At 36.2% G+C, this 12871-nt stretch carries 10 protein-coding genes; 6 read left to right on the top strand and 4 right to left on the bottom strand.

Annotated elements, in window-relative coordinates; all coding sequences use genetic code 11:
• Positions 1-61: 61 nt before the first annotated feature.
• Positions 62-1444: an exonuclease domain-containing protein gene (locus JOD96_RS04950; RefSeq protein ID WP_209563162.1), complete on the bottom strand. Its 1383-nt coding sequence runs from the start codon at positions 1442-1444 to the stop codon at positions 62-64.
• Positions 1445-1630: 186 nt separating this feature from the next.
• Positions 1631-1786, bottom strand: coding sequence for a hypothetical protein (locus JOD96_RS04945; protein ID WP_209563161.1), 156 nt, complete (start codon positions 1784-1786; stop codon positions 1631-1633).
• 93 nt (positions 1787-1879) lie between these two features.
• Here JOD96_RS04945 and JOD96_RS04940 point away from each other — a divergent pair, with 93 nt between their 5' ends.
• From JOD96_RS04940 to JOD96_RS04920, 5 genes are all read left to right on the top strand, one after another.
• Positions 1880-2434, top strand: a complete 555-nt coding sequence (locus JOD96_RS04940; protein ID WP_209563160.1) for an RNA polymerase sigma-70 factor — start codon at positions 1880-1882, stop codon at positions 2432-2434.
• A 91-nt stretch (positions 2435-2525) separates the two neighbouring features.
• Positions 2526-3458, top strand: a complete 933-nt coding sequence (locus JOD96_RS04935) for a FecR family protein (protein ID WP_209563159.1) — start codon at positions 2526-2528, stop codon at positions 3456-3458.
• Between the two features lie 66 nt (positions 3459-3524).
• Entirely contained in the window at positions 3525-6914 is a 3390-nt protein-coding gene (locus JOD96_RS04930) for a SusC/RagA family TonB-linked outer membrane protein (RefSeq protein WP_209563158.1), read from the top strand.
• 19 nt (positions 6915-6933) lie between these two features.
• Positions 6934-8469, top strand: coding sequence for a RagB/SusD family nutrient uptake outer membrane protein (locus JOD96_RS04925; protein ID WP_209563157.1), 1536 nt, complete (start codon positions 6934-6936; stop codon positions 8467-8469).
• A gap of 191 nt (positions 8470-8660) precedes the next feature.
• Positions 8661-10484 carry an alkaline phosphatase gene (locus JOD96_RS04920; RefSeq protein WP_209563156.1) on the top strand — a complete coding sequence of 608 codons (1824 nt, stop codon included), beginning with the start codon at positions 8661-8663 and terminating at the stop codon, positions 10482-10484.
• 57 nt (positions 10485-10541) lie between these two features.
• Here JOD96_RS04920 and JOD96_RS04915 read toward each other — a convergent pair whose 3' ends face one another.
• Together JOD96_RS04915 and JOD96_RS04910 are read right to left on the bottom strand one after the other, a co-directional pair.
• Positions 10542-10931: a DUF4260 domain-containing protein gene (locus tag JOD96_RS04915; RefSeq protein WP_209563155.1), complete on the bottom strand. Its 390-nt coding sequence runs from the start codon at positions 10929-10931 to the stop codon at positions 10542-10544.
• Between the two features lie 61 nt (positions 10932-10992).
• Complete coding sequence (locus tag JOD96_RS04910) at positions 10993-11562, bottom strand: Crp/Fnr family transcriptional regulator (RefSeq protein WP_245188348.1); 570 nt, start codon at positions 11560-11562, stop codon at positions 10993-10995.
• Positions 11563-12080: 518 nt separating this feature from the next.
• On the opposite strand from JOD96_RS04910, the gene JOD96_RS04905 reads away from it, so the two are divergent.
• Entirely contained in the window at positions 12081-12650 is a 570-nt protein-coding gene (locus tag JOD96_RS04905; RefSeq protein WP_209563154.1) for an RNA polymerase sigma factor, read from the top strand.
• Positions 12651-12871 lie beyond the last annotated feature (221 nt).

The raw sequence follows: 12871 nt of genomic DNA, 5'->3' as shown, positions 1-12871 counted from the left end.
AATTAGTTCGTATTTCTAAGTTACGAATATTAATGCAGTATATATTCTTAAAAAATCGGTTTTACTTTATTTTTTTCGACCCATTAGAAAATACTTTTCCGGGATATTTAGCAGCATATGAAGAAATCAGCTGCATAATATAATTGCTGCTTCTGTACTGTGTTACATAATCCTTAAGTTCAGAAGGTTCTGCAATTGCAATATCTGTGGCGATATAACCCATTCCGTAAAAATGACCATTTTCTACCCAGATGCAGCTGCGTTCATCGGGAGTCCTGCCTTTATCAATAATACCAAAACTTGGCCTGCCTTTGATCAGAAAATCAATAGCATTTTCGATTCGTTCATTGTGCGATTCCACATCGGGTAGTTCAGAAATGTCTTTTTTCTGAATAAATTCTCCTTCTTCGGGTCTGGAATATTTACAAAAACGGTAATCAATATCAAATTGTTCCGTAAGATTTCGCAACAGATTAATAGCATCAAATTCGCTGTTGAAAACTTCTGTACAAGCCTGAAATTTATTGAGTTTTCCGATTGCCAGATATTTATAGCCGTTACGGGCTTCATACTGATAAAGTCCAAATTTGGCTTCAAAGCGTTTTAAAGCCCTGTTATACGCCGGCCATAAATTCTTGATTTCAGTACATTCCAACAGCAAAGCCATTAGTTCAGTACCGCACACCTCAAAAGAAATGGCATGAATATCACGGAGAAAATTTTGCCTTTGCGGGGTAATTTTATGACCGCTAAAATGAGAAGCAACGCGCTTTTTTATATTAATAGCTTTGCCCACATAAATGACTTTTTTTACCTCATTGTAAAAATAATAAACGCCGGGTTTTTCGGGTAATTGCTCAAAATCTGCCGGAGGAAGGTTAGGAGGGAGCCGTTGGTCCTGAGCTGTTTTTTTAATCATTTTTGCCATTTCTCCTTCTTCATCCCAAACTAACAGGCGCGAGAATAATATGGCAGTCGCATCTGCATCGCCACCGGCGCGGTGTCGTCCGTTCACCGGAATATCAAGGGTATTGCAAAGATTTCCTAAACTGTATGAGCTTAGACCCGGACGTATTTTTCTTGTAGCACGAACGGTACATAACTTTTTTGCAGTCCATTTAAATCCGGCTTGCTCCAGTTGATGGCGCACAAACGAATAATCAAAGTTTACATTATGGGCGACAAAAATACGGTCGGTAAGCATCTCCAGTACTTTTTCTGAAATATCATCAAAAATAGGGGCATTCTGAACCATTTCATTATTAATTCCCGTCAGGGCAAAAATAGGAAGCGGTATCTCTTTTTGGGGATTCACGAGACTTTCCCAGCGATCTGTTATTTTGGTGCCGTCATGAATAATAATGGCAATTTCTGTAATTCGGCTTCCACTGGCATTTCCGCCCGTGGTTTCAATATCTACTATGGCATATTCCTGCTTTTTCATGTAATTCTTTTCGACAATGCAATACGTCTTTTTAATCTGATTTTTGATTGAAATTCAGGAAACTAACCTGAAAAAACAAAGCTACAAAACTTTTTATTTCAACCTTATTTCAAGAGCAGAATTGGAACCGTAATACATCATTTTGTTACGGATTGTAACAATAAAATGTTCTTAATAAGGATATTCTTAGATTAATACATAACGGTAACATTTGGCCACAAATGTTAATAATATGTTTAGTAATCCTGCTGTTTTATTAATGTAAACGTAACCTTTTCCGCCTACCCTAAGGGCTAATTTTGAAGACATATTATAAGAACCCAATACTTGTAAATATGTCATTTTTTAATTTAAGGACACTTCACAAAACACCAATCGAATACGCTTTTCCGGCCTGCATTTTTTATTGCTTAAGACCTCTAAAAATAATGAATCATGTATAAAAAATATACAGACGAAGAACTTGTTGAATTATTAAAACAGGGAAAAGACCGGGCTTTTGATGAATTATACTTTCGGTATAGGGATTTACTGGTTCGTTTTGTATATCAGAGAATGAAATCTATTCCTGTTTCAGAAGAAATTGTTCAGGAAGTTTTTACCAATATATGGGAACGCCGTAAGGATTTGACTATTCAGAAGTTTTCGGCTTATGTGTATACTTCTGTAAGGTACACCACTTTAGATTACATTAAATCAAACACCATTACAGATCAGTATATTAAAGAAGTTATCGACAGAAACTTAAGTGACTCGCTCGACCACAATGCAACCGAAGAAGCTATTTATCATGACGAACTTCAGGATGCACTGGATAAGGCGACTTCATTGCTTCCAAAAAAATCAAAAGAAGTATTCATTCTCAGCAGGTTCAAACAATACACCAATAAGGAAATTGCAGAAGAGCTAAATGTTTCTCACGAAACCGTAAAATATCATATCGCTTATGCCCTCAAATTTATGCGGACTTACCTGGGGGAATTCAATTGATATAGATATTTCTTAACAAAAGCGTAACCTTTTGCACCTACCGAAAAAAAGAAATCTCAAGACATACTATTAGAAAGATAAATAAAATATAATGCCTGATAAATTATATAACAATATAAAACATTTCTTAGAAGACAAGCCTTCCTTAAAAGGAGAAGAGATGTGGAATAACTGGTACAATAACCCAGAGAAGAATTTAGAGAATAATTCAGAAAATGAAGTACTTATTTCATCTTCAAAATCAAAATTAAGAAGAGAAGTTAATGCAATAAAAAAAACAGATTCGGTTATTTCCTTACATCCAAAAAAATGGATGATGGCAGCTTCTGTTTTGTTTGTATTGGGCTTGTCCGGTTTTTTATATAAAGCTTCTACAGCAGTTTCTCAAAAACAATATACCGCAAAATTAGGCCAGCATGGCAAAATTACTTTGGCAGACGGTACTCAGGTCTGGCTTAATGCAGGCAGTGTACTAAAATATCCAAAAACATTTAAGGGCAATACCCGTGAAGTGACTTTGACCGGCGAAGCATTTTTTGATGTTGCCAAAGATGCCAGTCATCCTTTTATCATTCATACAGATAAAATGGATACTAAGGTCTTAGGAACAAGTTTTAATATCCAGGCATATCCGGATAAAAACATTCAGGAAGTTTCTGTAGTGACCGGAAAAGTAAATGTAAAATCTATTGTTACCGATGAAAATGTAAATGTAACGCCGGGACAAAAAGCGGTTTTTAAATCTAAAACCAATAAACTGCATGCTTTTACAGATGTGCCGATTAACTCGATTTCGCTATGGCGAAGAAATATAATTGTTTTTGAAGATACCCCGCTTTCAGAAGTTATTGCCACAATAAACCGTGATTATAATGTTGTGGTCGAACTTAAAAACAAGGAACTGAACAATCTCAAAATCAGCGCTTACTTTAAAGAGCTTCCGGCAGATCAGGTTATTGCCTTGGTGTGCAATATTATTAATGCCAGTTATAACCAGCAGGCAGGTGTTTATATAATCGAATAATTTAAACAGAAATAAGAAACTACAAAACATACTTATACAATCAAAACAATTAAAAACTCCACAATTATGACTGAAAAACAAATGCGGGACACCGCAACTTTTCAAAAAATCAAAAAAGCATTATCGCGCAAATGGCTTTTTCTTGCCGCCTTTCTTTCTATAGGATTGTCGCTAAAAGCTGCAAATGTTGACATTAATAAAAGAGTAACCTTAAAAGTTGAAAATGAAGGAATAAAAAATATTTTTCAGGAAATTGAAAAACAGGCTGACGTGCATTTTATGTATGAAAGCAGCCAGATTAACAGCAATCAGAAAATTAGCCTGAAATTAAATAATGTAACGTTAGAACAGGCGCTTGATAAAGTTTGTTCCAGTTTTTTATTGAAATACGAAATTGTAAAAGACAATATTGTAATCAGGAAAAACCAAAAAGTGGCAAGCACAGATCAAAATAAAATTACAATAAGCGGAACTGTTTTTGGCGGAGATGACGGCATGCCGCTTCCGGGGGTTGGCATTAAGGACAAAACCTCTAATGCTGCTACAGCTACCGATTTTGACGGAACTTTTAAATTGGAAATCAATGCTTCTGAGGCCACACTTATGTTTTCTTACGTAGGTTATGTGACGCAGGAAATTAAAATAACAAAATCTGAAACCAATCTGAGTATCAAATTAGCAGCCGATATGAAACAGCTTCAGGAAGTTGTTGTAATGGGATACGGAAGCGTTAAGAAAAGTGAAGTTCTGGGCGCTGTTGGTTCTGTTTCCATGAAAGAAACGTCAAGCAGAACGTATAACAACGCTGCCGAATTACTTCAGGGAACTGTTGCCGGGGTTACCGTAATTAATAATGGCGGAGACCCAACGAGCGAACCTACCATTAATATTCGTGGTATCGGATCTTTAAACAAAGAAACTCCTTTAATTGTACTGGACGGAATTATCTATAGTGGTTCTTTAAATACAATAAATCCAAATGATATCGGATCGATAAGTGTTTTAAAAGATGCGGCTTCTGCGGCTATTTATGGTGCAAGGGCTTCTGGAGGCGTTATTTTAATTACTTCCAAAAAAGGAGTTTCAGAACGTATTAATGTAAATGTAAACTACCAGGGAGGTTTTCAGAATGTGGCTAAAAAACTGGATGTACTGAATGCTGCAGAATATGCAGACGCTATGAATACAGCAAGAGACAATGCAGGAATGCCAAGAATACCGGCCTTTGACACTGCATTTGAGCCAACTGCAAGAACGACAAAAACAAACTGGATGGATGAAATTTTCCAGACAGGAGAAATTCAGGATTTGTCGATTTCTATAAACGGAAAAACAGAAAAATCTAATTTCTTTATCTCAGGAAGTTATAGAAAAAATGAAGGGATTTTATTAAATACTTTCGGAAGCCGTTACACAGCCAGAGCAAATTCTTCTTTTAAACTGGCACCAAATTTTACTATTGGAGAAAACATGAGCTACTCCCTGACGGATGGACAGACTGCCAATACTTCTAATGCTTATACCGGAGCTATTTTGGGAGCCATTTTTTATCCGCCAAATGCAACGATTTACAGAGAAGACGGTTCAGGACAATTTGGAGGCGTGCCCGAAAAATATATTGGTTCTTATGGTGACGTTATAAATCCGGTTGCTTATCTAAAAAGGCTGGATAACCGAAATCCTGTTTCGACCATATTATTAAATCCGTATGCAGAATGGGAAGTTATTAAGGGATTAAAATTGAAATCAAACTGGGGTTATACCAGAATTCAAAGCGACTACAAAGAGTTTGATGTAAAGATTACTGAACCTGGAAAAATTTTCGATTTTAACAGATTGACACAACGAACTGCCACAACTACAGATATCTTAAGCGAGCAGACCATTTCTTACGAAAAATCATTAGGAAACCACAACTTTTCTGCTTTGGGAGGATACACTTTTCAGCAGACCAAAAGAGAGTTTTATGATGTCGAAGGAACTGGTTTTGACAGTGAAGATCCATCTCAACGCTATTTGCTAAATGCCAAATTGATTCAGCAATTGGGTGCAGGACTGGAAGAAGAGATTATTTCATCTTACGTAGGAAGGCTAAATTACGATTACAATCAGAAATATTTGCTTTCAGGAATTGTTCGTCGTGACGGAACATCAAAACTTTTGTCACAAAACAGATGGAAAGTTTATCCGTCGGTTTCTGCAGGCTGGTTAATTTCTGAAGAAGGATTTATGAAAGGACTTAACCCAATTGTAAATAGTTTGAAACTTCGCGGAAGCTGGGGACAAATCGGAAACTTAGGAAATCTTGGGCCATACCAGTTTAGTGTGCCATTGTCTCAGACTTCAGGTTTAATTGGTGCTACACCGGTAATTAATTATGGTTATTCTGAAAGAGAACTTTCAAATCCAAATTTAAAATGGGAAAGCTCCGAACAAGCCAATGTCGGTTTGGATTTTAGTTTATTAAATAATGCCTTGTCAGGATCTTTGGATGCTTACGTAAAAACAAACAAGGATATGTTGGTGCGCGACCAGCTTCCGGGTGTGGCAGGAACTCCAGACGGAAGAATTGTAAACTCCGGAGATGTAGAAAACAGAGGTATAGAAGCAAGTTTGACTTACCAGAAAACACGCGGGGAATTTAAATTTGATGTGACGGCAAATGCTGCTTTCCTAACCAATAAAATCGAATCAATTAAAGATGGGTTAACTTCTCTTGAGCCTCTTAATTTAAGCAGGGTAAGAAGTTTACCATTGGCAAATATTTATCAGGTCGGAAGTCCTGTAGGTGCTTTTTACGGATATGCTACAGACGGATTATTTCAAAGTACGGCAGAGGCAAAAGCATATGTAAACTCAAAAGGAGATGTGTATCAGCCAAATGCTGTTGCGGGAGATATCAGGTTTAAAGATGCAAACGGAGACGGCGTTATCAATAACAGCGACAGAGTGGTATTAGGAAGCCCTTTTCCAAAAGCAACTTACAGCCTGAATGCCAATTTTAGATACAAAGGATTTGATATGAATATCTTTTTGAATGCTGTAACCGGAAACAGTGTTTTCAATGCTGTTAAATATACAGGTCTAAATGCTTCTTTTCCGGGGTATAATTTATTGGCAGATTCTAAAGATGCATGGTCTCCAACAAATACAGATACCAATATACCAGTCCTTTCGTCAACAGATAACAACAACAATTTCGGGCGTATTTCTGATTTTTATATTGAAGATGCTTCTTTCTTAAGATTAAGAAACCTTTCTATCGGTTATACGGTAAAAGAAAGCTGGCTGAACGGAAAAGCAAAACTGAGATTTTTTATCTCAGGTCAGAACCTGTTTACTATTACCAAATATTCAGGAATGGATCCTGAGGTTGGTTTAGACAATTTCGGAATGGATTTGGGCCGTTACCCGCTTTCCAGAATATACATGACCGGTGTAAATGCTACTTTTTAAAAAAAATAAAACACATAAGATGAAAAAATTAAGTATTGTATTGTTGAGTTTTGCACTGCTGCTGGGAACAGTATCTTGCGAAAGCGAACTTGATGTAGTGCCTCAGGGAGCGCCGTCAAGCGGAAATTTCTGGAAAACCCCGGCTGATGCAAAAGCTGGAGTAAATGCAATTTATGCCTTGTATTCTGACGATAACATGTATGGACGTGGTTTTTTCTGGCTAAATAATGCCAGCGATGATATCGGGACCAAACCAAGACAGAACGCAGAACGTATCAAGAATTTTATTGTTGACGGATCAGAATCTGATACAAAGGATATCTGGAGACTGCATTACGAAGTTATGAAACGCTGTAATGATGTTATTCGCAACATTCCAAATATTCCATTAGACGAAAAAACAAAAAATATGATGTTGGGAGAAGCTTATTTTAATCATGCTGTAATGCATTTAGAACTGGCTTATCATTACGGAGATGATCGTGCCGGAATTCCGATTCAGGATAGAAACGACCCAACAAATGTATATGTGCCGCGTACGAAAAACGTAGGAGAAAATTACGCTTACATTGGTGCCGATTTGATTAAAGCTGCTGAATTATTGCCTTATTTTAATGAACTTACTTCAGACAATTATGGCCGTGCCCACAAGACTGCTGCATGGGGTTACCTTGTGCGCACGTATTTGTATGCAAAAGACTGGGATAATGCCATTAAATATGCCAACCTGATTGTTAACAGCGGAAAACACAAACTGCTTGACAATTTTGAAGATGTATTTAAAGTTAAAAACAACTGGTCAACAGAATATATCTGGTCTGTAACTTCGAGTGCAGAAAATACTTCTCTTGGTTCTATTTTTCCGGGTGTTTGTCTTGAAGATAAAGGCTGGGGAGTTTACAATGGCTGGGGAAATTTTTATCCGACCAAAGAATTATTTGATACTTATGATCCGGCAGATGAAAGAAGAAGTGCTACGATTTTGCAAAAAGGCGATCAGTTTATGTATTTTGGTGAATTGGTTACTTTCAATGAAGGAAAATATGTAGTGAGTTCCAGTAACAGAACCGGATATCAGTTTAAAAAATACATGGAGCCATTCGGATACCCAAAAACCACTTCCGGAGGGATAGACATTCGTTATGTAAATGCAAACGGAGATAAGCCTTCTACAGCTTTAAATGTACCGCTTCTGCGCTATGCTGATGTAATTCTGATGTTGGCCGAAGCCAAATTAATGAAAGGACAAAATGCAGATACAGAGATTAATATGATTCGCCATCGTGCCAATCTTGGTGATCTTTCGGGCGCAACACTGACAGATTTAAAAAGAGAAAGAAGATGCGAACTGGCAGGAGAGTGGACAGACCGTCATTTTGATTTAGTTCGCTGGGGAGATGCAAAGGCAACTTATGCAAAACCGCTGCACCATTATAACGGAACTGAAATTTATCCGGCGCGAAATTTTAATCCTCTCATTCACCATGTCTGGCCAATACCACCAGATGAAATTGCCGTAAGCAAAGGAGCTTTATGGCAAAATGAAGGCTGGTAATTAAGAATTTCATTTAGTTTGTGTTTTTTTACACTGCGGGCTTTCGGGCCTGCGGTTGTATAAAAATAAAACAGACTAAAAATATAAACACTTCATAAACCAGTTTCTAAGGAGACTGGTTTATGTATTAATAATTATTCAGTTTTATAGGTTACCTACGGCTTTATAAAAACGAAAAAAATAAATTTCAGATGAAAAAAATAACTGTCCTTTTTTGCCTCCATTTCTGTCTTTTGGCGCAAGCACAGGAATACAGCTCAGCCAATATCCACTCGCATAATGATTATGCCGGTAAACTTCCTTTTTACGAAGCTTATTCTAATGAAACAGGTGTTATTGAAGCAGATGTTTTTTTAGTAAAAAACGATTTGATCGTGGCCCATACTTCCAAAGAAATCAACCCGGATAATTCACTTCGAAATCTTTATCTGGAACCGCTGGCACTTAAGTTAAAAACTTTGGGCGGTAAAGCATATAAAAGCGATAAGCCATTAATTTTAATGATTGATATTAAATCTGATGCAGATACGACTTTAAAATTAATTGCTGAACAGCTAAGAATGTATCCGGATTTAATTTCCAATAAAAACCTCAAAGTTGTTATTTCCGGAAACAGGCCTTTGCCTTCTAAATGGAATGAATATCCGTCTTTTATTTATTTTGACGGAAGGTTAAACGAAAATTATTCACAACAGGAATTGTCACGCGTAGAGATGATTAGTGAAGATTTGCATCAAATTACGGTATGGAACGGCAAAGGTGTTTTGACACAGCCCGACTCAGAAAAAATACAGGCCATAATTAAAAAAGTGCACGACCAGAACAAAAAAATCAGATTCTGGGCAACACAGGATAATGTTAATACCTGGATGACCTTAATGAACCTGCATGTAGATTTTATAGGTACAGATAATGTTCCGGCATTGACACAGTTTATAAAAACCCTGAAAAACAACTTTTACCAGAACACAGAATTTTATGAGGCTTATACTCCTAAAAATACGCCTGGATTTAAAAATAAGCGCCCCAAGAATATAATACTTCTTATCGGAGACGGAATGGGACTGACACAGATTTATGCAGGTTATACAGCCAACAAAGGTAAGCTGAATATGTTTAATATCCCGACTCAGGGATTTTCCGTAACTGCAGCTTCAGACAGTTATATCACCGATTCTGCAGCGGGAGCAACAGCAATGGCTACCGGGCATAAAACCAATAACCGTTTTATTAGTGTGGATGAAAAAGGAAAACCGATTGAATCCATTACACAGCAATTGGCCAAAAAGAATTATAAAACCGCCATTATTTCTGCAGGAAATATTACAGATGCAACTCCGGCGGCTTTTTATGCCCATCAGCCGGAAAGAAGTTTTAATGAAGCTATTGCAGAAGATTTTTTATCAAATCTGTCTGATATTTTGATAGGCGGGGGAACAAATGAATTTAAATCGAGAAAAGACGGAAAAAACCTGGCAGAGGCATTACAAAAGAAAGGTTATACTTTTTCGGATAAATTCAGCTCTTTGGATACCATCAAAAATAACCGTTTTGTAGTATTAGAAAATGCATCGGTAGTTTCCATGAAAGACGGAAGAGGTGATTTTTTAGCCAAATCTTTATCAAAAGCAACAACAACTTTCTCAAAATCAAAAAATCCATTTTTTATAATGGCAGAGGGAGCGCAGATCGATTACGGCGGTCACAGCAATAATGTAGAATATGTAGTTCGGGAATTATTGGATTTTGACCGGGTAGTGGGACAGGCGATGGAATTTGCAGATAAAAATCAGGAAACCTTATTGATTGTTACGGCAGATCACGAAACAGGAGGACTTTCTCTTATTGACGGAAGTATAGAAAAAGGGTATATACACGGAAGTTTTAGTACAAACGATCATACCTCGGTCACAGTACCGGTTTTTGCTTACGGTCCGGGAGCTCAAAATTTTTCGGGCGTGTATCAGAACACTGCCATTTATACTAAAATAATGGAGCTTTTGTCGGCTAAATAAACTTAATTAAAGCTATAAAACAAACCACAATACTATAAATATTGTGGTTTGTTTTTTTTATTGAATACCTTTTTCTTTACCCATCCAGCCTAAGTTGGTGTGCTTAAAATTGTCCGGAAATTTTAATCCGTAACCCAGCATCCTGTCAAACGAAGCATGCCCCAACAATACAAATGCCGACGCGGTAAGTATTTCAGAATGTTGTAAGAAGCCGATCAGCAGCACTACTAATGCAATAGCACGGTGATGAAATAAATTATATGTAAAAGCCCCAAACCGCGTGCTAACGAGATACCCCAACATAGAAATATCCGGAGTAAAGAAAATTAATATCCAGAGCCAAACCGAGATGCCTAAATTGTTTTGAGATAAAAAATAGATAGAAACTGCTGTTATTGCTGCTTCTTCGATTTTGATGGAAATATCCATTACTTTTTCCTTTTTCATTTTGACTTTTTTTGTTTTGTCAAAGATAAAAGTCTTTACAGTTACAATCTCTTGACAAAAATCAAGAAATCATTTTTCTGCGTATTCTGCTAAAAGTTTCCGGAGTCATGTCCATCATGGAGGCCAGATATTGGAGAGGAACCTGATGAAATAGTTCGCGATTAGTGTCAAATAATTTTTTGTAACGTTCCTCAGCAGTTAGTGAGATAAAATCAAAAACCCGGTTTTCGAGCATTACAAAGCATTTTGAGACAAACAGTTTTTCAAAATCATTCCACTTAGGAACCAGTTTTCCTATCATAAGATAATCTTCATAATCGATTGTATATAAACGGGTATCTGTGAGTGCCTGAATGGTAAACCGCGACGGATTTCGATAGATAAAAGATTGCAAATCTGTCAGGAAATAGCCCCGTGTTGCAATCCATTGCGTGATTTCACGGTCAGGCATTGTCGCAAATATTCGTAAAATGCCTTCTTCAATGAAACTTAATTTATTGCAGCTTTTCCCTTCTGTCGAAAAATAATCTCCCTTTTCGATAATTTCCATTTTAAACAGTTTGGAAATTTTTTGACAATCCTCCAAAGTCATATCAAAATGTTGATGAATGTGAATTTCCAGTTCGTTCATTTGTGTTTTTTTCTACTAATAAAGTTCACTAAAGTAACTATAAAATCTTCCAAAAACACGACTATTTACTCATTGTATTTGCAAAATTTTAAATTTTTATAAACGATAATTTTTTAAAAATTATGCAGCTTCCGCTAAAGCCAATTATACGTTACGACTTGCTTAAGTGTATTTCATCGGACAATTTTAGCATTTAATCGATATTTTTTACTTGTTATATTAAAATTAATACATATATTCGCTAAAATATAGAGTTGTTTAATTCACCACTTTATTTAAGTTATTGTTTTGGAATAGTTAGTTGAAGCTGCAGTCGTGTACTCTAAACATGGCTGCAGTTTTTTTTTGAGGCCTATGTGCAAGCTTTGTAATGGCAGCTCAATTCGTAAATCTTTAATCTTCTCCAGTGGTTCTGTCCTCAAATATTAATAAATCATTAAATGAGTGAAACTGCAAAATAATGAAACGGTCTTTAAGGTAATTTTGTAAGGATTCCTTTTCCAATTTAAAATTACATTATGAATACTATTTTGATCACAAAATTGCGGAACGGAGATGATTCTTGTTTTAAGGAAATCTACGAACTCTATCATTTTAAGGTATTTTGTTTTGTGAAAAAGTATGCTCAGCCCGCAGATGCAGAAGACATAACCCAAAATGTGTTTATACATCTCTGGAAATACCGCAACAAGATTGACCCAACTGTAGAACTCGATTCTATTTTGTTTAAAAGCTGTAAACAGGAAATCTCAAGATGGTATAAGAAGCAAAACAAAATTCTCTCGATAGAGTATATGCAGTTAGTAAAAGAACTGGATAATACAGAAGAGGCAGAAGAAGTGATATCGCTAAAACTTGAAAAAATCGAGCACTTACTACAGCAAATTCCGGAAAAAAGAAGAAAGATCTTTACACTTCACAAATTTGATGAATTGAGTTACAAAGAGATCGCAGCAGAGATGGGAATGTCTCAGAGTGCAGTTGCCAATCAGATTTCGAAAACACTGCAATACCTCAAAAAAAATTCTGTAAAAAGCCATGAATTGTACTGGTTTGCTTTGGTTTTTATCAATCATTGCCAACAATAAAGTTTTGCTTATTCGATAATTTTATTTTTGTTTTTTCTGTTGCAAAAATCTATACGCTGAAATTTTCCTTTTTGTGGTAATGTATCTTGTATGTAAAGTAAATGTAACCTGTTTTTTTGATCAATATTTTAAATTGTTGTTTTTCAATTGTTTAAAAATAAACGATGTAATTTGATATTAAAAAATCATTAAGTGTCAGATTGCCCGTGATTTTTTGGACC

It is taken from the genome of Flavobacterium sp. 1355 (assembly GCF_017833415.1).
Taxonomy (GTDB): domain Bacteria; phylum Bacteroidota; class Bacteroidia; order Flavobacteriales; family Flavobacteriaceae; genus Flavobacterium.
This window is presented reverse-complemented; position numbering and strand designations above follow the sequence as displayed.